Origin of the sequence: Robiginitalea aestuariiviva, from assembly GCF_029537735.1 — a bacterium.
In the GTDB taxonomy this organism is placed as follows: domain Bacteria; phylum Bacteroidota; class Bacteroidia; order Flavobacteriales; family Flavobacteriaceae; genus Robiginitalea; species Robiginitalea aestuariiviva.
Window position 1 is genome coordinate 639,689 of sequence record NZ_JARPUQ010000001.1, and the last position, 19,008, is coordinate 658,696.

Genomic DNA, 19,008 nt, shown 5'->3' on the forward strand with positions numbered 1-19,008 from the left:
GATGCCTCCTCGTTCAGGAAGGGTCCTGCTGTCCGTGGAATTTATAACTCAGCATTTTATAATAGAGTTTGGCGGCCAGGAAATCCGGGGCGCGGTTGGCCGGATTGGGGCAGAGTTCCACCAGGTCGAACCCGACCACATTGCGCTCCTCAAAAACCCTCCGGAGAAACTCCAGGGTCTCATACCAGAACAGGCCTCCGGGTTCCGGGGTGCCTGTAGACGGCATGATGGAAGGGTCCAGTGCATCCAGGTCGAAGGTAATGAAAACATGGTCCCCCATCAAGTCAATCACCTTGTCCATCCAGTACTCGTCCGTGGCCATCTCGTGCGCAAAAAAGGTCTTTTCCAGGTCCATATAGGTCTTTTCGATGGCATCCATGCTACGGATACCTACCTGGATCAGGTTGGTGGTCTGTGCTGCCTCATGCACGGCACAGGCGTGGTTATACGGCGTACCTTCATATTCCTTGCGCAAATCCGCATGGGCGTCGATCTGCAGCACCGTCAGGTTGTCGAACCCTTCATTGAAGGCCCGGATGGAACCGATGGAGAGGGAGTGTTCCCCCCCGAACAGGGTTACGAACTTATTGCGTTTAATGTAGCCTTTGGTAACGCGGTGAACTTCCTCTACCAGGGTTTTCGGATCTTCTGCGGTTACGGGGTCTGCCAGATAAATGCCCTGGCGATAGACTTCGGATTCCGTTTCGATGTCGTACAACTCCATGTTCTCAGAGGCATCCAGGAAGGCTTCCGGGCCGCGGTCGGCCCCTTTGCCCCAGGTGCTGGTTCCATCAAAAGGCACAGGGATCAGGACAACCCCTGCCTTTTCCAATTGGGCATACCCGTCCGGGATGCCGGCGTAGTTTCGTTTTGCGTTCATGAGGTCATTAAGTATTCTTTACTTTTTGTTTTTGGGGCAACACCAACGGTTCTTCGGGTTCGGTCCCGTTGTGGTAGCCCAGGGTATGTAAATGGTCTTCTGCCCGCTGCTGCCGGCTGAAGAGCTGGAAGGTGATCTCCCCGTTGGCATCCCGGTCTATGAGCAGGTGCTGCGGGTGTGGGATCAGGCAGTGCTGCAGCCCGCCAAAACCTCCAATGGATTCCTGGTAGGCACCCGTATGGAAAAACCCGATGTAAAGGGGTTTGTTCGCATGATATTTAGGCAGGTAAATGGCGTTCATATCCTGCTGGCTGTTGTAATAATCGTCGCTGTCGCAGGTTAGCCCACCAAGCAGCACCCGCTCATAGGGCTCATCCCAGCGGTTGATCGGCAACATAATAAACCGCTTGTTGATGGCCCAGGAATCCGGCAGGGTGGTGATAAAGGAGCTGTCGATCATATTCCACTTCTCCCGGTCGTTCTGTTGTTTCTGGTAGAGCACCTGATAGATGGCCCCGCCGCTCTCGCCAACGGTAAAGCTCCCGAACTCTGTAAAAATATTGGGCGGCGGAATGTTTTCCTCCTCGCAGGCCAGGCGGATCTGGTTAACGATTTCGTCTATCATATAGGCGTAATCGTATTCAAAGGCCAGGGAGTTCTTGGTCGGAAAGCCCCCGCCAATATTCAGGCTATCCAGGGTAGGGCAAATCTTGCGCAGGCGCACATACACCTTGAGGCATTTGATCAGCTCGTTCCAATAATAAGCGTTGTCCCGTATCCCCGTATTGATGAAGAAATGGAGCATTTTCAGTTCCACCTGCTCAGAATCCCGGATCTGGTTTTCATAAAAAGGCACGATATCCTTATATCCGATGCCCAGGCGCGAGGTGTAAAACTCAAATTTGGGTTCCTCCTCCGAGGCAATCCGGATACCTACCTGAAACGGAGTATCAATGGCCTCCTGCAAAAGGGCGAGCTCTTCGTAGTTATCGATAATCGGGATGCAGTTCCGGTGCCCATTGTTGATCAGGCCGGCAATATTGTCTACATAGGCCTCCCGTTTAAAGCCATTGCACAGCACATAGGTGTCGTCTGTAATCCGGCCTTCTTTTTTCAGATGTTCCACTATGGCAATGTCGAAGGCCGAAGAGGTCTCGATGTGGATGTCGTTTTTAAGCGCCTCGTGCAGCACATACCGGAAATGGGAACTTTTTGTGCAATAACAATAGTAGTATTTGCCCGGATAATCGTACTTGGTCATGGCATCGTTAAACCACTGCTTGGCCTTGTTGATGTTCTCGGAAATCTTGGGCAGGTAAGTAAATTTCAAAGGGCTGCCATAACGCTCCACCAGTTCTGCCAGGGGTACGCCGTGAAAACGGAGCCCGCGGGTATCCAGGTCAAATTCTTCGGTGGGAAAATAATACGTCTGGTCAATCAGATCGCGATAGGTAATATTCATCTTCGCATTTTTGGGTGGGAACTATTCCCATTCAGCATTTTAAGGTTGATATGGCTTGGGTCCGAAAGGCGCAAGAAGGCGTGCGCCCAATGTGGGCGGCGGGTCGCAGCCCCAAAAGGCCGGGCATAGGCAAGGCGGAAGCTAGCTTTAAATTCCGGTCGCCTATCCCATAGGCTGCGGCCGGATATAACTTCCTTTTCCCCGGCTGCCCGAACATAGAAACACTTTTCAACATGTTCAGCTACACGTTGCAGGAACCTTCCTGAAACGCGGGTGCAAATGAAGTCCTTTTTTGGAAATATCAATGCGCCATCCCATTTTTTTTTCGGACTGCCAGACCTGCCCGGACTTCGGAGGGCCTGCAAGGCATCGAAATATATTGTAAATTCGGATAACCCATTAGCCCTTGTAAATTATGAAATTATTAAATACCAAAGCTGCGGCCCTGGCCTTGTTGCTTTTAAGTACCGCCCTGCCATTATTGGCACAACCCGAACCCGGGGTATACCGGGCCACCGAATTTACGGATTCGGCAACCCGGCAATACCTACTCATGGTCTCTGACCGGTACATCCTGCATACCACTTATGAGGAAGGGCCGAACCACTTCCTGCAGACTATGGGTGGCTTTTACACTGTGGAAGAAGACAGCCTGATCATCCCGCTGGAATTCAATTCAGATTTCAAGACTACCGGGGAGAACACGCACCGGGTGTCCTACGGGTTTGTAGATGGAAAGCTGATCTTTAACGGGAATGAATCCCGGCCGTATACCCGGGAACCCGGTCTTGAACAGGACCTGGACGGCGCGTGGCTCTTTGCCACCCGCGGACCGGACACCGGGCAGGAACGACGTGGGGACAACACTCCGCGCAAAACGCTGAAATTCCTGATGGACGGCTATTTCCAATGGATTGCCTACAACACCGAAACCATGGCCTTTATGGGCACGGGCGGGGGGCGTTATGCGGCCGTGGATGGCGCCTATACCGAACTGATCCGGTTTTTTTCCCGGGACGACAGCCGGGTAGGGGCCGAACTGAACTTCGAATACGAACGCATGGGAAACGACTGGCACCACAAGGGCAAAAACAGCCGGGGAGAGCCTATGTATGAAATCTGGTCCCTGCGCGGCAGCCCCGTCGACTGAAAATTACCATTCGTCGACAGTGACCCTCCGCCTAACCCTACCGCCACGGAAAGGCGATGCCTGGGTTGTATGTTTGACACAGTTAAGTTACTCGTTCATTTATATGCTATGCTAAACACCCATTCACTAACCTACACCTCCCCATAGTAAAATGACCGAAACACCTTTCCTGGCGTTCATAGTTCCCCTTAGTCCTTAAAGGTGCTTAACAAAAAACCCAAATCTGAAAACGAAAAACGGCTGCCGAGCAGCCGTTTTTTTATGGGGTTTATTTTACGAGGATATCAGACTTTCCGCCCCGTTTTTCCAGCAGGCGGATCTTTCGGATCTCTATACCCTTATCCAGGGGTTTGAGCATGTCATAGAGGTTTAACGCCACCACGCTGGCACCGTGCATGGCCTCCACCTCCACCCCGGTTTTGTATATGGTCTTTACGGTAACCCGTATTCGGATTTCCAGGCCATCGGTCTGGTAGTCCACCCGGGCTGCCTCAATGGGCAGGGGGTGGCAGTCCGGCAAAAGGTCCGGGGTTTTCTTGATCCCCAGCAAGCCTGCAGCCCGGCTCATCTCGTAAACATTCCCCTTGGGCACCCGGTCTTCTTCTATGGCCTTAAGGGTTTCAGGATCACTGAGGCAAACCAGGGCCTCGGCAACGGCTGTTCGCAAAGTGGGGTTTTTATGTGTAATATCGACCATGCTTCAGGTATTGACTTTCCAGGAATAGCCCTGGTCCGCAAACAATTCCTTCCCGAAAACGGGAAGTTCTTTTTTTATGCGCTCCACTACATAATGCAGGGCCTCAAACACCGGCTGGCGATGGGCAGAAGACACAAAGACAAACAAGCAAAGTTCCCCCACCGGCACCTCCCCCAGGCTGTGGTAGACATGCATACAACTCAGGTCGAAGCGGGAAAAGGCATCTTCCCGTATCTCGTACATTTTTTCAAGGGCCATTTCCTCGTATGCGGAATACGCGATGGCCGTTACCGTTTTGCCTTCAATTTCATCGGCACGCACCTGCCCCAGGAATATGTCGTGGGCCCCAATGGCCGTCTTGCTTTGGTGCTTGGTGATGGACTCTGCAATGAACCCGGGCGCAATGGGTCCGTCCATAAATAAATTGATCTTTTTCTTCGGCTTCATGGGCTCTTGCTTTCCCTACGAATTTAGGGAAGTTTTGGAAAAGTATGATTAAATTCGCAGCCCCTTCGACCCCGTAGTTCAATGGATAGCCCCGATAGCTATCGGGGGAAGTTTCCCAACTCCATCTCCGGTTATGTATTATGTATACATTATAAAATCCGCAAAGGACGGTTCTTTCTACATCGGATCTACTTATCATCCAGAGGATCGGATTTTATGGCATAATGACCCCGAGCGAAATACAGGGAAATCCAGGAGTAAAATGCCATGGGAATATTTCCTGATTATGGAAGTTCCTAACAACAGAGTAGGCTTACGTTTGGAAAAACATATCAAGCGTATGAAAAGCCGCAAATACATCCAGAATCTCAAAGATTATCAGGATTTGAGAACAAAACTGATCAATCGCTTTACCGATGAGTAAAAGAAGAGTGATTTCATGCCAAGGGGCAAGGAGATTTTATTAAACAATCAGTAAATTCGCAGCCCGCTGCGGCCCCGTAGTTCAATGGATAGCCCCGATAGCTATCGGGGGAAGTTTCCCAACTCCATCTCCGGTTATGTATTATGTATACATTATAAAATCCGCAAAGGACGGTTCTTTCTACATCGGATCTACTTATCATCCAGAGGATCGGATTTTATGGCATAATGACCCCGAGCGAAATACAGGGAAATCCAGGAGTAAAATGCCATGGGAATATTTCCTGATTATGGAAGTTCCTAACAACAGAGTAGGCTTACGTTTGGAAAAACATATCAAGCGTATGAAAAGCCGCAAATACATCCAGAATCTCAAAGATTATCAGGATTTGAGAACAAAACTGATCAATCGCTTTACCGATGAGTAAAAGAAGAGTGATTTCATGCCAAGGGGCAAGGAGATTTTATTAAACAATCAGTAAATTCGCAGCCCGCTGCGGCCCCGTAGTTCAATGGATAGAATAGAAGTTTCCTAAACTTTAGATCCAGGTTCGATTCCTGGCGGGGCTACAAATAAGCGCCAAAACACCCCGGCAGATGCCGGGGTGTTTTATTTTGAGGACGCGCGTAAAAAGCTTGCTTTTTTAAGCGCGGACGAGAAATAAAACCCAGGCCTGCGCCAGCAGGGCGGAGTTTTGGTATTTTCAGCATGAGCGCCTTTCAGGAACAACGCTGCGAAGCGGCGTTATCTCCTGGCGCTGACAGAAACCCAGGCCTGCGAAGCAGGGCTGGTGTTATGGTAATTTCAACCTTCATAGGCCTCACAAGCCTCGATGATTTCCTCCAGACGGGTTTTTGCTTCGTAGTAGTATTCGAGGATAAACCCGTTTACGTAAATCCGAGAAACCAAAATGCTCTCGAAGTCCTGCATCCTGAGCAACTCTTCGTTCGATCCCGGGAATCGCGATTCATCTAACGGAAACCTTCCGCCTATATTCAGGTTCCGGTTGTTACCATTCGCTTCCAAAAAAGCAAAGTACTGCTCCCCTCCGGATACATAAAAATCGAACCAGTCTTCCAGGTTTCCGTAAAACATCTCCCATTCAATAAGTTTCTGTTTCAGGTCTTCACTACTCAATGTCGCCAGCTTTCCCGAGGTCTTGATATTGCTCAGCGTATAGGAACTCGAGTCCCAAACGTCCATCCGCGGGGTCAGAGATATAAGGCTGTCCACCGAAGTCAACGTACCGTTTTCATAGTCCGGGCCGGTAAACTGCAGTAAATACATGCCAGCCCCTTTAATCGCTTCCAACGCCTTAATACTGCCCTGCAGGTCTGCCAGGTTATTCTCGAATTCAAGCCTCAACCCCTTCACCATAGCTTTTTCCTGTTTCAATTCATTTTTGCGCTGATTCCAATTGTTGATTTGCAGGGCGATTAATATCCCGATGACCACGAGTACGATTTCTCCCAGGGCGTATACCAGGTATCGAGAAATTCGGTCTTCCCTGAGTAAATTCCTCCGGAGACTTCTGAAAAATCCTATCATCTTATGTGCTTCGGTTTCTTTAAAAATAGGATTTTTTAACCGTTTCCCCAGGCATACAGAACCCCCGGCTCCGGTCCCATTTTGCCTCCCGAACAGATTTTATTTAAAAACCAATAATTCATTTTATCTTTGCATCCGCATTGGCTCCGTAGTACAATGGATAGTATGTGGGTTTCCGGTACCCAAGATCTAGGTTCGATTCCTAGCGGAGCTACAAATAAGCACCAAAACACCCCGGCAGATGCCGGGGTGTTTTATTTTGAGGACGCGCGTAGAAAACTTGTTTTCTTAAGCGCGGACGAGAAATAAAACCAGGCCTGTGAAGCAGGGCTGGTGTTTTGATATTTTCAGCATGAGACCCTGTTAGGAACAACGCTGCGAAGCGGCGTTATCTCCTGGCGCTGTTAGAAAACCAAGCTTGCGCCACCTGCCCCGTTCGGATTCTGTGGGGTTTCAACCCAAAAAATCCTACATTTAAAGCAGCCGGGCACGGTAAATATGGCCTTTGCATCTCTGACTTAATCCCCCCGCCCCCTATGGAACCAGCATCAACCCCTCCCCAAAGCCTGAAGGTAGCCCTGGCACAAATTGCGCCGGTTTGGCTCAACCGGGATAAAACCCTGGAACGGATTGCAGCCAGCATGCGCGATGCCGGCAAGCAGGGGTGTGAACTCATCGTATTCGGAGAGGCCTTGTTACCCGGTTATCCCTTCTGGGTGGCCCTTACCAACGGCAGCGACTTTGACTCCCCTGTACAAAAGGCCCTTTATGCCCACTATGCCCAAAATGCCATACAAATAGAAAAAGGGGACCTGAACGGAATTTCGGCCCTGGCCCGGGAGTTGGGCATGGCCGTATACCTGGGTACCATCGAACGGGCCGTAAACCGGGGCGGGCATAGCCTGTATTGCTCCCTGGTTTATATCGATGCCCGGGGAGAAATCCAATCCGTGCACCGAAAACTCCGGCCCACCTACGAGGAACGTCTGGTCTGGTCCCCTGGGGACGGGAACGGTTTACGAACCCACCCCTTGAAGGCCTTTACGGCCGGCGGGCTCAATTGCTGGGAAAACTGGATGCCCCTTCCCCGCGCGGCACTTTACGGAATGGGCGAAAACCTGCATATAGCCGTCTGGCCTGGTTCCGACTATAATACCGCAGATATTACGCGCTTTATTGCCCGCGAATCGCGGTCCTATGTGTTGTCCGTTTCCAGCCTGTTGCGCACTGCGGACATCCCAAAAGACCTGCCCCACCGGGAAGCCATCCTGGAAAACGCGCCGGAGGTCTTAGCCAACGGCGGGTCTTGTATTGCAGGGCCTTCAGGGGAATGGGTGATCCCTCCCGTAATCGGGAAGGAAGGCCTGATTACCTGTACCCTGGATTTTAATAAGGTGCTGGAAGAACGGCAAAATTTTGATGTGTCGGGCCACTACGCCCGCCCGGACGTAACCCGCCTGTCCGTGAACCGGCAGCGGCAGTCTGTATTGGATATACAGGACGGAGAGTAAATAGTGGATTACCCGCTTTCTTCGGGCCTTAATCCTCCACTTCCACCACCATCTCTACTTCTACGGCAATATTGCTGGGCAGGGAACCCATACCCACCGCGGCGCGGGCATGCTTGCCCCTTTCTCCGAAGACTTCAACCATCAGGTCCGAAAACCCATTGACCACCGCAGGTTGCTGTTCAAAATCCGGGGTGGCGTTAACCATCCCCAGGACCTTAACCACCCGTTTTACCTTGCGGAGGTCTCCCAACTCGGCCTTCAGGACTGCCAGTTGGCTAATTCCGACCAGGCGCGCGGCCTGGTAACCCTCCTCCACGGTCAGGTCTTGGCCCAGCTTCCCGCTCACGTAAGTGCCATCGGCCTGTTTGGGGCCTTTCCCGGCCAGGAAGAGCAGGTTCCCGGTGCGTACGGCATTCACGTAATTGGCCACCGGGGCCGAAGGTTCCGACAGGGTTATCCCCAGCTCCTGCAGGCGCTGCTCCGGCTGATAAGCCGGATCGATGGTGGTGCTGGCTTCCGCCATAGGGCGGTCTGCCCCAGTTTCGCCACAGGCTGCAAACGCCAGGGCCAAAAGGGGTAAAATCAAAGAAAAGGTTCTCATCACATCAGGGTTTTCCTAAAGATAATGAGAACCTGTTAAATCGATGGAGGGATTTTCCGGCCCTGCCCAGCGGACATCCTATTCGCCCTGGTAATGGAATACTTCTTCTACTGTTTGCCCAAATATCCGTGCAATCCGGAAGGCAGTCGGCAGGCTGGGGTCGAATTTCTCCTTTTCTATAGCGTTGATGGTCTGTCGCGATACCCCAACCGCATCGGCCAGTTCTGCCTGGGTCAGGTTTTTCTCGGCGCGCAACACCCGTATCCTGTTTTTCATATGGATCGGGTTAAGCCCTATTGGTAGCGGCGTTTGTTGATAAGCATACAGGCGATGTAGCAAAAACCCATAAAAAAGACCAGCATCCCAATTTCCGCATCCACCGGGATCAGGTTGGTGATGTCCATTACGGAATACGCGATCCCAACCACCAGGGTCAGACCCAGGGTCAGGCCCATGGACTCCAGTTGGATTTTCCGCTCCAGTTCATCGAGCAGGCCCATCAGGTTCCGGTAGGTAAAGACCATCCCGATTCCAAAGATCAGGTTAATCACGACCCCTATGATGGTTAAGGCCCTGGAGCCTTCCCAAAGGGTGTTGTGCCCGAAGACCACCAGGGCCTCGGTCAGGACCCAGCACAGGGTCCAGATGGACAGGCGCTTTAGCACAGCCTTGCGGCGCACTTTCAAGGGGCTTTGCTTGGTTTCCATACGCAAGTGTATTTGTCTTTTTGTAAAGTTTATTTGACAAATATATTTAAATTATCCAATATGTCAACTAAACTTTACATTTATTTTGAGGCAGAGCACACTTTTTACGTGCAAAATCCCGTTTTTAGGGATATGAAAAAGATTACCTGCCTCCTTTTATTTCTGATCACTACCCTTTCCTTGTCCGCTCAAGAATGGATGACGGACTTTGAAGCCGCCCAATTGGAATCCCATAGCAGCGGTAAACCCATTGTCCTGGTTTTTCAGGGTTCGGACTGGTGCGCTCCATGTATCCGGTTGGACCGGGAGGTCTGGAATACAGAAACTTTTAAGGCCTATGCCCCCGAACATTTTGTGATGTTGCTGGCAGATTTCCCGCGACGCAAAGAAAATGCCCTGCCGGAAGCCCAGGCCCAGGCCAACGCCCGCCTGGCAGAAAAGTACAACCCCAGGGGGTACTTTCCGCTGGTCGTGGTCATGGATGCCTCGGGCAGGGTTTTGGGTGAAACCGGCTACCGGAGGCTATCTCCCGAAGCCTATATCGAAGTACTCGAATCCTTCATTCCCAAAGGGTGAAAAAACTACTGCTGCTGGCCCTACTCGCCTCCGTAACTGCCCTGGGACAGCAGCCCTACAAGCGGGTGATCCTCCTGATGGGCAGCCGGTTTGAAATTACCGTGGTTGCATCAGATTCCCTGCAGGCAGCTGCCTGGACCGACCAGGCCATTGCCGAGATCACCCGGATCGAAAAACTGATATCTTCCTGGGACCCCAATTCCCAGACCTCCGAAATCAACCGGCAGGCCGGGATTTCTCCGGTTCGGGTAAACGAGGAGTTGTTCGCGTTAATCCAGCGCAGCCTGGGTATTTCCCGGCTTACCGATGGGGCCTTTGACATCAGCTACGCCTCCATGGACCGGATCTGGAAATTTGACGGCAGCATGAAGGCCATGCCGCCAGCCGATGCCGTTGCCGCATCCGTGGCCCGCGTAGGCTACCAAAAAATACAACTGGATCCCAAAACGTACAGTGTGTTCCTCCAGGAGCCCGGTATGAAAATCGGGTTTGGGGGTATCGGGAAAGGATATGCCGCAGACCGTGCCAAAGCCCTGCTAATGGCCGCCGGCGCCCCGGCCGGGATCATCAATGCCTCCGGCGACCTGACTACCTGGGGCATACCCCCCGGGGGCAAACCCTGGCAGGTTGCCATTACCAACCCCATGGACAAAACCCATGCCTACGGAGTAGTCCCTGTGGAAAACCGGGCCGTGGTCACTTCAGGGGATTATGAAAAGTACGTTACCCTGGACGGGAAACGCTACACCCACATCATTGACCCGCGCACCGGCTACCCTTCCCGGGGCATCCTGAGCGTAACCATTTTTGCCCCCAAGGCAGAGTTGGCAGACGCCCTGGCCACCTCCGTTTTTGTGATGGGGCTGGAGGCGGGATTGGACCGGATCGAGCAACTTCCGGGCATTGACGGCATCATAGTAGATGAACACGGGCGCCTTTATACCACCCGAGATATCCAAATACAACGTAACCGATGAAACGAATCCTTTTGTGCTGCCTGCCGCTTTTGGCAACCCTGCAGTCCTGCGTGGTGGTTCGGGAATACGAGAAAGTAAGCCTGAACGACCCGGACATGTCGCTCTTCGACATGAAGTGCGACCGGAACCTTTTAACCGCCCATTCCTACCGGGAAGGGGCCTCCGGAGGAAACGGAGGAAAAACAGGAGGCGGATGCGGCTGCAATTGAGAACCCCCACATGGTGCGTCCTCGCTCTTTTTACCCTTTTGGGGCTTCAAGGCCAGGATGCCCAAGGGACCCCCTATAAAAAACGGGTGCTTGAAGCCGCAGAGGTGGACTTTCTAAGCAGCTATTACCAACAGGACGGCGAAAACGCTGCGGTGACCGGGGGCATTGGAACGGAGTCCCTTTCCGATGCCACAGCTACCATAATAGTCGCCATCCCCCTGAATACAGACGATGTGCTGCAAATTGACGCCGGGATCTCGGCCTATACTTCGGCCTCTTCCAGCAATGTCAATCCCTTCGACAGCGGCCCGCCCGATCCGTATACGGCCAGTTCCGGGGCGTCGCAGTCGGACCTCTGGTCTAACCTGGTGCTTCGCTACAGCCATAACAGCGAAGACCGCAACCGCATCTGGAATGCACAGTTCTCGGCCGCCGTGGAATACGATTACTTTTCCATAGGCCTGGGGGGCGGCTATTCCTGGCTCTTTAATGAGCGTAATACGGAGGTGAGCCTGAAGGGCAATGTGTATTTCGACAAATGGAATGCGATCTACCCCATTGAACTCCGGCCTTTCGAACCCGATGGTTTTGGGTTGAACGATGCCCTGTTTGCCTTGTATCCGGTTAGCGGGAATCCCAATTACGACCCGGATTTTGAGCCCTTTTCCAAAACCCACCGCAATTCCTATTCCCTTGGGTTGGGCTTCTCACAAATCCTGAGCCCGCGGCTGCAGGGCAGCCTGTCCGTAGATTGGGTGCGGCAGGAAGGCCTTTTGTCGACCCCCTTCCAACGGGTGTATTTTGAGGATGTGGAAGACAGTTTCCTGGGAGGGTTCCACCTGGCGGAGGATGTGGAACACCTGCCGGATATCCGGCAGAAACTGGCCGCCGGTACCCGCCTGAATTACTACCTGAACGCTTCGGTAGTATTGCGCGGATCCTACCGATATTATACGGACGACTGGGGCATCACCTCCCATACCACCTCCCTGGAGGTCCCGGTAAAGGTGAGTCCGAGTTTTACACTTTACCCGTCCTACCGCTATTACCAACAAACAGCCGCCGATGCCTTTCGCCCCTACAACCAACACCTGTCTGCCAGCGCCTACTATACTTCGGATTTTGACCTTTCCGGATATACGGCCCACCAACTTGGGTTCGGCGTGGGATATACCGACATTTTCACCCGCCTCCATATCCTGGATTTCGGTTTGAAAAGCATACAGCTAAAAGCCTACCACTACAGCAGGGATTCCCCATTTTCCAGCTTTATCATTACCGGGGGCGCTACCTTTGTGATGGATGCTCCGGGAAATTAGTCTGTAGGCGGGTTTTGGCCTTCGCCCTGCAAATGGTAGAGGTCGGCCAGGTTGCGCATCAGGTGCTCCACAATCCTGCGGTTGCCCGCCCCTTTCTGATGCATGGCAAATGCAGGGCGCATTTGTTCGCGAAGGAAAAAATCCAGATCGTCAGAACCGTAGGGGTTAAAGGATTTCCAGTTGCGCAGGCCTTCCAGCATGCGCCGGTGTGCCAGAAAACGCCGCCGCGTCACCTCCAGTTCCTCTTGTTTGGCCCGGTCGTTCTCGTACCTGGGTTGGTGCGCTTCCAGATATACCCGCTGATAGGCACGCGTAACCCGCCGGTCCGAATTCAGGGCATCCGCAATCAGCCTGAAGTATGCCCTGCTAACCAGTTTGGGATAAAGTTCCATGAATTCCGGACTCACGGTACGCAGGGTGGCCCATTGCACTTCCGGCAGGGCATAGTAGCGGGAGTCCGGGGCGGGAACCACGGCCTCAGGGTCCGAAACGGAAGCCTGCCATTGGGAAGATTCCAAGACCCCCTGCCAGGCAGCCGCATACCGGTCCTCTGTCCGGGCTGACCCGCAGCCGGTCAGGAGAAACCCTCCTAAAAACGCCATTACCAAACTGGACCTCAACATTTTATTGGTTGCTTCGCAAAAGAAACAAGATTTCCCCCGCTCCCGGAAATCCCCTTGGCAAAATCACGGATTTCCTCGACTAAAGACCCCGGGGCTGCCTCCATAAACCTAATTAGGTGGTGTCCCTGGGTAGTACAAGGCCCCAACCCCAACTTCCCTCAGGGCTTCGTTAAATGCAGGGACCTTTTCCCGGATCAGCTCCAGGGCCGTAGCCCTGTACTGTGCCCAGCGGGAATCCAGCTCGCCCAGCTTTTTTCGCGTGCCCGCATTCACCCTGGGGATGTCGCTATCTGCATGGTTCAGGGCGGTCAGGTACTCGGCCGTAAACCCATTCACAAAATTCTCAACATCGTCATAAGCCTGGGAAAGGCGTTGTACCATAAGGCCATCCCATTCCTCCAGGGATGCGGCTAGCTCCCTGGCTGCGCGGGCCTGTTGGGTATAACCCATTTCGTCCAGGTGGGCCGTTAAGGTTTGCAACCGCCCATGCATCCGTCGCAAGCGGTTGGTCATTTCGGTCATTTCACGGTAAGTAGCCTCGGCATGGGTCATAAAGGCATGGTACTGCCCAAAGTCTTCGCGTAACGCCGGCACCAGGGGGTTCTCCAGGATACGCGCCTGGGCCTCCAGGGTTTTCCCCCCGTATTCCAGCTGGATTGTGTACATCCCCGGGCTGGCACGGTGGCCCCTGAAAGACCCCTCAATATAAACCTCAGGGGCCCCAGGCAGGCTTTCATAACGCAGGTCCCACACCAGGCGGTTCACCCCTTTCCGGGCCGGGAGCAGCCGTGCGCGGGGCGGGGCGCCTTCGTAGGCCTGGTAGGAAGCATCGGCAACCGAGCTGTACTGGCGTACGAGCTGGCCCGAAGCGTCGCGTACCCGCAAGAGCACTTCGGTAGAATCCGGCAACTCCGGCAACTCGTAATACACCACCATCCCGCTGGCCGGGTTTACCCCTTCGGTAGCGGCCGTACCCGTTGGGTTGGGGCTATTCATACTGCTATACCAGTTGGGGTAATAGGTATCTTCCGGGGTGTAAAGGTGCCCTGCGGGAGCGCCCCCTCCGTATTGGCGAAGCAGGCCCATATCGTCCAGAATCCAGAAGGACCGGCCCTGGGTGGCCACGATCAGATCCCCGAAGCGAATCTGCAGGTCGGTAACAGGCACTACCGGCAGGTTAGACTGGAATGGCGTCCAGGTACTGCCCCCGTTATAGGAGAGGTAAATCCCCAGTTCCGTACCGGCCACCAGGAAGTTGGCCTTAACGGGATCTTCCCGGACCACCCGGGTGTAGGCGCCATAGGGGATACCCTGGTCTATCCGGGTCCAACGCTGGCCGTAATCGGTGCTCTTATACAGGGCCGGGGCAAAGTCATTAAACTTATATCGGGTGGCAGCCAGGTATACAGTAGCCGGATCGTGGGGGGAAACCTCAATGGCGTTGACCAGGGTCTCACCCATTCCCTTCGGGGTAATGTCTTTCCAGTTTGCCCCGTTATCGCGGGTGAGGTACACCTTTCCGTCGTCGCTGCCGGTGTAGATTACGCCAGGCTCGTGCTGGGATTCGGCCACATATGCTATAGTCCCGTAATTCTCGGCTCCTACCGCCTCGTTTGTGTAGGGTCCGCCCCCGTTGCCCTGTTTGGCATCCTGGTTCCCGGTCAGGTCCGGAGACACTACTTCCCACTGGTTGCCCTCGTCCCGGGTTCGCAACAGGTACTGGGCCGCGTGGTAATAGGTGTTGGGCTCGTGCATGGATTTGATGATGGGCGCATTCCAGTTGAACAGGTATTTCATCTCCCGCGCCGGCAGGCCCAGGTATAGGTTGGGCTCGATCATCACCTTCGTTCCCACTCCGGCAGCCACGTTCAGCAAGTCTACTGTACCCAGGTAACTCCCCCCCATCACCTTGGTTGGATTTTTCGGGTCAAAGGCCAGGAAGGCGCTTTCTCCTCCTGCGGATGCCTCCCAGTGTTCGCGCCCGATCCCGGAACCTCCCATACCAATGCTGGCGATCTTAACTGAGGAATTGTCCTGTTGGCCCCCGTACAGGTTATAGGGGAAGAGGCTGTCTGTCGCCACCCGGTAAAACTGGGCCGTGGGCATCTGGTCCTGCCTGGACCAGTGCTGGCCACCGTCAAAAGTGATCTCGGCTCCCCCATCGTCGGAGATGACCATATTGGAGGGGTTATGGGGATTGATCCAAAGGTCGTGGTAATCCCCGTGGTGCGTTTGGATTTCCTCCCAGGTGCGCCCCCCGTCCAGGGAGCGGTAGGCTGCAGCGCTCAAAACATAGACCGTATGCTCATTAACCGGGTCCGGGAAGACTTCGATGTAGTACCAGGCCCGCTGCAACAACCGGTGGTCTGCACTGACCCGGGTCCAGCTGGCGCCGGCATCCGATGACGTAAACAGCCCCCCCTGTTCTTTCTGGGAATCGCTTTCCAAGAGGGCGTACACCCGGTCCGGGTTGGCCCTGGAAACGGCAATGGCGGTCTTCCCTTTGGCTTCCGGCATCCCCTTGTGGATGGGGTTCCAGGTTTCGCCCCCGTCCACGGATTTATAAAACCCGCTCCCGGGGCCCCCGCTGATCACCTTCCAGGGTTTGCGCTCGTGTTCCCACATGGCCGCATACAATACCTGGGGGTTATGCATGTCCAGGGAAAGGTCGCTGCAACCTGTGCTGGCATTCACAAACAGGGTCTGCTTCCAGGTTTTGCCCCCGTCGGTGGATTTGTACACACCCCGTTCCTGCCCCGGGCCGTGAAGGGCCCCCTGGGCCGCTACCCAGACCACGTCCGGGTTGTCCGGGTGTATTACAATGCGCGAAATATGGCGTGTGAGCTCCAGCCCCATATGCTGCCAGGTCTTGCCTGCATCGGTGGACTTGTAGACCCCATCCCCATAGGAGGTCATCACCCCCCTCGGGGCGTGTTCGCCCATACCGACATATACCACATTGGGGTGACTCTCCGAAACCGCCACGGTACCTACCGATCCGGTTTTGAAGTACCCGTCGGAAACATTTTTCCAGTACTGCCCCGCGTCCGTGGTTTTCCAGAGCCCGCCCCCGGTGGTGCCCATATAATAAGTTAGGGGATCTCCCACCACCCCGGAGGACCCCGTGGAACGCCCGCCCCGGAAGGGCCCGATATTCCGGTATTTCACAGGTTCAAAATAGGAATTCAGATCCTGGGCGGCCACAGGGGCAACCATCAGGGAAAACAGGAGTATCGGCAAGGTCCTTCGCATGGGTTTGGTTTTGAGAATGCCCCTAAATGTAGCGGATTACGCCCGTATAAAAAACAATGTCCCACCGAAAAGTGAAGGGGATTTTTGTACATTCCATGGGCAAACCTAACCCCTACACCATGATGTCTGTACTACTGCCGCGGGCGCATTTTCTGGCCCTCTTCCTGTTTTCGTCCCTGCTTGCGGCACAACCGCCTGAAAAAAGTATGGACCAGATGATCCGCCAGGGCATAGCGGACTGGGAGGTCCCGGGGATGGTCACAGCGGTGGTCCGGGACGGCAAGGTGGTATTTTCGGAAGCCTACGGGGTAAAAGACCTGGCCTCCGGTAGTCGGGTAGACCGGCAGACCCTTTTTAATATGGGGTCTACCACCAAGGCCATGGTTTGTATGGCCCTGGGGGTCCTGGTAGACCGGGGCCAGCTGCAGTGGGAAGACCGGGTAGCGGACCACCTACCCGAATTTGAATTGTCGGACCCCTATATCCGGGACGAAGCCCGGGTAAAGGACCTGCTGACCCATAACCTGGGGATATCTGAAGCAGACCTGATCTGGTTTGTGGATAGCACCTCCACCGCCGAAGCCTTAAAACGCTTTGCCCTGGCGAAAAAGGCCTACCCGGTGCGCGGGGGCTTTCAGTACAACAACCTGATGTACGCCGTGGCCGGGGAGGTGATCCGGGCTGTATCCGGAAAACACTGGGCGGAATTTGTCCGGGAGGTCCTGTTTGAACCCCTGGAGATGCACCGGACCGTAGCCCGCGCCTCCGAGATCTTCCCGGCCGGCAACTACGTAACGCCCTATTACCCGGACCTGGAGGGCAACCTCCACCCGGTGCCCTACAACCAGTCCGACCAGATCGGGGCCGCCGGGATGATCTGGACCTGCCTGGAGGATGTGGAACATTACCTGCAAATGCTAACCCAGGGCGGGCAGTATAAGGGCAGGCAGATCCTTAGCCCGGAGACCTTTGCCTACCTTTTCGAACCGCATGCCTTTGTGCCTTCAGCGGATTTCTACCCCACCCAGAAACTCACCCGGCCCCACTGGAAAACCTATGGTCTGGGCTGGTTCCAGCACGATTACCGGGGGCAGAAACTGGACTTCCATACCGGGAGCATTACCGGCCTGGTAGCCATGGCGGGCGTAATGCACCACGCCAGGACCGCGGTTTATGTGCTGGCCAACCGCGACCACGCAGAGCTGCGCCATGCTATCCTGTACAAAGGGATGGACCTTTGGGTTTTCGGGGACGACCAGCGGGACTGGAACGGGGAAATCCTGGAATTATACCGGCCCATGCAGGAACGCACCCACCAGCAGGAGAAGGCCCTGCAGGGAAAAAGGGTGGCAGGCACCCAGCCCAGACTGCCCCTGACCGGATACACAGGCACCTACCGGCACCCCATGCTGGGTACCGCAGAAGTATTGGAAACCCAGGAAGGCCTGGAACTCGTTTTTAACGGGTTTGCCCGCTTCCGGACCACGCACTGGCACTATGACACCTTCCGCTCGGATGCGGACAACCGCTACCGCCTGCGGCTAATGGCCCAATTCCGCCTCAACCCCAACGGGCAGGTAGGCGCCCTCGAGGTCTTTGGTGAAACTTTCCAGCGGGAGCCGGAGCCCTGATAACCGGTTATTTCGGGACCGAAATGGTCATATTCCGGTATTCCACCGGGCCGTGATCCCCCTGCAGGTAAATGGGGCCAGGCTCCCCTTCTCGACTGTCCAGGGCACCCCCAGTGATCCCGGGGATAATCTGGTTGTGGATAATGGTCTTGCCGTTGGCCACTACGGTGATGCGACGCCCCACCAGGGTAATGTCGTAGGATTGCCACTCCCCGGGTTTGGCTGCTGCATTTTCATTCGGGGTAAGGAAGCCGTAAACCCCGCCAAGGAAATGCGAATTGGGCTCCTTGCCATAGCTGTCCTCTACCTGTACCTCATAGCGGCCTCGCAGGTAAATCCCGGAATTGGAATGTTCAGGGTAACGGAATTCCACATGGAGTTTAAAATCCATAAACGCCTCCGTGGTCATCAGGTTGGCGCCTGAAGCCGGGCTTTTGAGTACGCCGTTTTCCACTACCCATTGATTGGGCCCGCTGCCCGGAGTGGTGGTCCATCCCTCCAGGGATCCTTTGGCAATCAGCGGGCGGGGCTTGGTCCATTCTTCAGGTGCCGGATATAACAGCTTCGGGGCACGCACCCCCCGAAAGGCACGGGGATGGCCCATATGGTCCAGAATATGGCCTTCCATGGCGTCCTGGTTTACCGTCCCGGTCAGGTGCATGTACTGGGAGCCTATCCACTGGGGTGGGATGGAAAATGAAAACAGCCCGTCTTTCTGATGGACCTCCGCAATCGGGCGGGCGCTGCCCGCGAGGCTCACAAAGCGGCCCACCAGGGCCTTGTTCCCCGAAGCCTCTACTTCCAGCCAGGCCGGGGCCCAGCGGCCATCGTATTCCACCTCCAGATCCCAGCGTCCGGTGAGTTCATTTTCCTGCGCCAGGAGTGCCTGGCTGCTGCACATAGCAAAAAGGGCCATACATCCCCAAATAGCGATTGGTTTCATCTTGGTTTGGTTTAGGGTTTTCCCTCCTAAAGGTAGGGATAATTCCAAGTG

Annotated in this window: 20 protein-coding genes and 2 tRNA genes; 11 read left to right on the plus strand and 11 right to left on the minus strand. The window is 54.5% G+C overall.

Going from position 1 to position 19,008, the window contains the following annotated elements:
• Positions 1 to 13: 13 nt before the first annotated feature.
• Together speB and OZ410_RS02865 are read right to left on the minus strand one after the other, a co-directional pair.
• Positions 14 to 880, minus strand: coding sequence for an agmatinase (speB, locus tag OZ410_RS02860; RefSeq protein ID WP_277706405.1), 867 nt, complete (start codon positions 878 to 880; stop codon positions 14 to 16).
• A 7-nt stretch (positions 881 to 887) separates the two neighbouring features.
• Positions 888 to 2,342 carry a type III PLP-dependent enzyme domain-containing protein gene (locus OZ410_RS02865; protein WP_277706406.1) on the minus strand — a complete coding sequence of 485 codons (1,455 nt, stop codon included), beginning with the start codon at positions 2,340 to 2,342 and terminating at the stop codon, positions 888 to 890.
• A 415-nt stretch (positions 2,343 to 2,757) separates the two neighbouring features.
• Here OZ410_RS02865 and OZ410_RS02870 point away from each other — a divergent pair, with 415 nt between their 5' ends.
• A complete protein-coding gene (locus OZ410_RS02870) occupies positions 2,758 to 3,492 on the plus strand; it encodes a hypothetical protein (protein ID WP_277706407.1) in 735 nt (244 codons plus the stop codon).
• 268 nt (positions 3,493 to 3,760) lie between these two features.
• Here OZ410_RS02870 and moaC read toward each other — a convergent pair whose 3' ends face one another.
• Positions 3,761 to 4,189 carry a cyclic pyranopterin monophosphate synthase MoaC gene (gene moaC, locus OZ410_RS02875; RefSeq protein WP_277706408.1) on the minus strand — a complete coding sequence of 143 codons (429 nt, stop codon included), beginning with the start codon at positions 4,187 to 4,189 and terminating at the stop codon, positions 3,761 to 3,763.
• A 3-nt stretch (positions 4,190 to 4,192) separates the two neighbouring features.
• Positions 4,193 to 4,636: a molybdenum cofactor biosynthesis protein MoaE gene (locus OZ410_RS02880; protein ID WP_277706409.1), complete on the minus strand. Its 444-nt coding sequence runs from the start codon at positions 4,634 to 4,636 to the stop codon at positions 4,193 to 4,195.
• A gap of 133 nt (positions 4,637 to 4,769) precedes the next feature.
• On the opposite strand from OZ410_RS02880, the gene OZ410_RS14480 reads away from it, so the two are divergent.
• From OZ410_RS14480 to OZ410_RS02885, 3 genes are all read left to right on the plus strand, one after another.
• Complete coding sequence (locus tag OZ410_RS14480) at positions 4,770 to 5,060, plus strand: GIY-YIG nuclease family protein (RefSeq protein WP_420917741.1); 291 nt, start codon at positions 4,770 to 4,772, stop codon at positions 5,058 to 5,060.
• Between the two features lie 136 nt (positions 5,061 to 5,196).
• Complete coding sequence (locus OZ410_RS14485; RefSeq protein WP_420917741.1) at positions 5,197 to 5,487, plus strand: GIY-YIG nuclease family protein; 291 nt, start codon at positions 5,197 to 5,199, stop codon at positions 5,485 to 5,487.
• A 70-nt stretch (positions 5,488 to 5,557) separates the two neighbouring features.
• A tRNA-Arg gene (locus OZ410_RS02885) sits at positions 5,558 to 5,629 on the plus strand.
• A 235-nt stretch (positions 5,630 to 5,864) separates the two neighbouring features.
• Here the strand turns inward: OZ410_RS02885 and OZ410_RS02890 are convergent.
• The gene (locus OZ410_RS02890) at positions 5,865 to 6,608 is read right to left on the minus strand and encodes a DUF6090 family protein (RefSeq protein WP_277706410.1); all 744 of its coding nucleotides are present in this window, start codon (positions 6,606 to 6,608) and stop codon (positions 5,865 to 5,867) included.
• Positions 6,609 to 6,750: 142 nt separating this feature from the next.
• Between OZ410_RS02890 and OZ410_RS02895 the strand changes: the two genes are divergently transcribed.
• Together OZ410_RS02895 and OZ410_RS02900 are read left to right on the plus strand one after the other, a co-directional pair.
• Positions 6,751 to 6,822: transfer RNA gene (locus OZ410_RS02895), tRNA-Arg, on the plus strand.
• A 322-nt stretch (positions 6,823 to 7,144) separates the two neighbouring features.
• On the plus strand, positions 7,145 to 8,119 hold the full coding sequence (locus OZ410_RS02900; protein WP_277706411.1) for a carbon-nitrogen hydrolase family protein: 975 nt from the start codon (positions 7,145 to 7,147) through the stop codon (positions 8,117 to 8,119).
• 28 nt (positions 8,120 to 8,147) lie between these two features.
• Here OZ410_RS02900 and OZ410_RS02905 read toward each other — a convergent pair whose 3' ends face one another.
• From OZ410_RS02905 to OZ410_RS02915, 3 genes are all read right to left on the minus strand, one after another.
• Complete coding sequence (locus OZ410_RS02905) at positions 8,148 to 8,720, minus strand: RidA family protein (RefSeq protein WP_277706412.1); 573 nt, start codon at positions 8,718 to 8,720, stop codon at positions 8,148 to 8,150.
• Positions 8,721 to 8,798: 78 nt separating this feature from the next.
• Positions 8,799 to 8,996: a helix-turn-helix transcriptional regulator gene (locus OZ410_RS02910; RefSeq protein ID WP_277706413.1), complete on the minus strand. Its 198-nt coding sequence runs from the start codon at positions 8,994 to 8,996 to the stop codon at positions 8,799 to 8,801.
• A 17-nt stretch (positions 8,997 to 9,013) separates the two neighbouring features.
• The gene (locus OZ410_RS02915; RefSeq protein WP_277706414.1) at positions 9,014 to 9,427 is read right to left on the minus strand and encodes a hypothetical protein; all 414 of its coding nucleotides are present in this window, start codon (positions 9,425 to 9,427) and stop codon (positions 9,014 to 9,016) included.
• A gap of 132 nt (positions 9,428 to 9,559) precedes the next feature.
• On the opposite strand from OZ410_RS02915, the gene OZ410_RS02920 reads away from it, so the two are divergent.
• The 4 genes from OZ410_RS02920 to OZ410_RS02935 are packed head-to-tail and all read left to right on the plus strand — an operon-like array spanning position 9,560 to position 12,508.
• Positions 9,560 to 10,003, plus strand: coding sequence for a thioredoxin family protein (locus OZ410_RS02920; protein WP_277706415.1), 444 nt, complete (start codon positions 9,560 to 9,562; stop codon positions 10,001 to 10,003).
• Positions 10,000 to 10,980 (plus strand): FAD:protein FMN transferase, encoded by a 981-nt coding sequence (locus OZ410_RS02925; RefSeq protein ID WP_277706416.1) that lies wholly within the window; start codon positions 10,000 to 10,002, stop codon positions 10,978 to 10,980. Before OZ410_RS02920 ends, OZ410_RS02925 begins: the two co-directional genes overlap by 4 nt.
• Positions 10,977 to 11,189 carry a DUF4266 domain-containing protein gene (locus tag OZ410_RS02930; RefSeq protein WP_277706417.1) on the plus strand — a complete coding sequence of 71 codons (213 nt, stop codon included), beginning with the start codon at positions 10,977 to 10,979 and terminating at the stop codon, positions 11,187 to 11,189. Before OZ410_RS02925 ends, OZ410_RS02930 begins: the two co-directional genes overlap by 4 nt.
• The gene (locus tag OZ410_RS02935) at positions 11,174 to 12,508 is read left to right on the plus strand and encodes a DUF3570 domain-containing protein (RefSeq protein WP_277706418.1); all 1,335 of its coding nucleotides are present in this window, start codon (positions 11,174 to 11,176) and stop codon (positions 12,506 to 12,508) included. Before OZ410_RS02930 ends, OZ410_RS02935 begins: the two co-directional genes overlap by 16 nt.
• Here the strand turns inward: OZ410_RS02935 and OZ410_RS02940 are convergent.
• On the minus strand, positions 12,505 to 13,128 hold the full coding sequence (locus OZ410_RS02940) for a hypothetical protein (RefSeq protein ID WP_277706419.1): 624 nt from the start codon (positions 13,126 to 13,128) through the stop codon (positions 12,505 to 12,507). The two genes, OZ410_RS02935 and OZ410_RS02940, sit on opposite strands and share 4 nt — an antisense overlap.
• Before the next feature lie 111 nt (positions 13,129 to 13,239).
• Positions 13,240 to 16,383: a VPS10 domain-containing protein gene (locus OZ410_RS02945; protein ID WP_277706420.1), complete on the minus strand. Its 3,144-nt coding sequence runs from the start codon at positions 16,381 to 16,383 to the stop codon at positions 13,240 to 13,242.
• Positions 16,384 to 16,502: 119 nt separating this feature from the next.
• On the opposite strand from OZ410_RS02945, the gene OZ410_RS02950 reads away from it, so the two are divergent.
• A complete protein-coding gene (locus OZ410_RS02950) occupies positions 16,503 to 18,014 on the plus strand; it encodes a serine hydrolase (RefSeq protein WP_277706421.1) in 1,512 nt (503 codons plus the stop codon).
• A gap of 7 nt (positions 18,015 to 18,021) precedes the next feature.
• On the opposite strand, the gene OZ410_RS02955 is transcribed toward OZ410_RS02950, so the two are convergent.
• Positions 18,022 to 18,957: a 3-keto-disaccharide hydrolase gene (locus OZ410_RS02955; protein WP_277706422.1), complete on the minus strand. Its 936-nt coding sequence runs from the start codon at positions 18,955 to 18,957 to the stop codon at positions 18,022 to 18,024.
• Positions 18,958 to 19,008: the final 51 nt, after the last annotated feature.

What these genes read in the sequence shown, in the direction of transcription:
- OZ410_RS02880 (WP_277706409.1), bottom strand. Translation starts at nt 4,636, where the DNA reads ATGAAGCCGAAGAAAAAGATCAATTTATTTATGGACGGACCCATTGCG.
- OZ410_RS02930 (WP_277706417.1), top strand. Translation starts at nt 10,977, where the DNA reads ATGAAACGAATCCTTTTGTGCTGCCTGCCGCTTTTGGCAACCCTGCAG.
- OZ410_RS14485 (WP_420917741.1), top strand. Translation starts at nt 5,197, where the DNA reads ATGTATTATGTATACATTATAAAATCCGCAAAGGACGGTTCTTTCTAC.
- speB (WP_277706405.1), bottom strand. Translation starts at nt 880, where the DNA reads ATGAACGCAAAACGAAACTACGCCGGCATCCCGGACGGGTATGCCCAA.
- OZ410_RS02945 (WP_277706420.1), bottom strand. Translation starts at nt 16,383, where the DNA reads ATGCGAAGGACCTTGCCGATACTCCTGTTTTCCCTGATGGTTGCCCCT.
- OZ410_RS02935 (WP_277706418.1), top strand. Translation starts at nt 11,174, where the DNA reads ATGCGGCTGCAATTGAGAACCCCCACATGGTGCGTCCTCGCTCTTTTT.
- OZ410_RS02870 (WP_277706407.1), top strand. Translation starts at nt 2,758, where the DNA reads ATGAAATTATTAAATACCAAAGCTGCGGCCCTGGCCTTGTTGCTTTTA.
- OZ410_RS02905 (WP_277706412.1), bottom strand. Translation starts at nt 8,720, where the DNA reads ATGAGAACCTTTTCTTTGATTTTACCCCTTTTGGCCCTGGCGTTTGCA.
- OZ410_RS02920 (WP_277706415.1), top strand. Translation starts at nt 9,560, where the DNA reads ATGAAAAAGATTACCTGCCTCCTTTTATTTCTGATCACTACCCTTTCC.
- OZ410_RS02890 (WP_277706410.1), bottom strand. Translation starts at nt 6,608, where the DNA reads ATGATAGGATTTTTCAGAAGTCTCCGGAGGAATTTACTCAGGGAAGAC.
- OZ410_RS14480 (WP_420917741.1), top strand. Translation starts at nt 4,770, where the DNA reads ATGTATTATGTATACATTATAAAATCCGCAAAGGACGGTTCTTTCTAC.
- OZ410_RS02910 (WP_277706413.1), bottom strand. Translation starts at nt 8,996, where the DNA reads ATGAAAAACAGGATACGGGTGTTGCGCGCCGAGAAAAACCTGACCCAG.
- OZ410_RS02950 (WP_277706421.1), top strand. Translation starts at nt 16,503, where the DNA reads ATGATGTCTGTACTACTGCCGCGGGCGCATTTTCTGGCCCTCTTCCTG.
- OZ410_RS02955 (WP_277706422.1), bottom strand. Translation starts at nt 18,957, where the DNA reads ATGAAACCAATCGCTATTTGGGGATGTATGGCCCTTTTTGCTATGTGC.
- OZ410_RS02865 (WP_277706406.1), bottom strand. Translation starts at nt 2,342, where the DNA reads ATGAATATTACCTATCGCGATCTGATTGACCAGACGTATTATTTTCCC.
- OZ410_RS02900 (WP_277706411.1), top strand. Translation starts at nt 7,145, where the DNA reads ATGGAACCAGCATCAACCCCTCCCCAAAGCCTGAAGGTAGCCCTGGCA.
- moaC (WP_277706408.1), bottom strand. Translation starts at nt 4,189, where the DNA reads ATGGTCGATATTACACATAAAAACCCCACTTTGCGAACAGCCGTTGCC.
- OZ410_RS02915 (WP_277706414.1), bottom strand. Translation starts at nt 9,427, where the DNA reads ATGGAAACCAAGCAAAGCCCCTTGAAAGTGCGCCGCAAGGCTGTGCTA.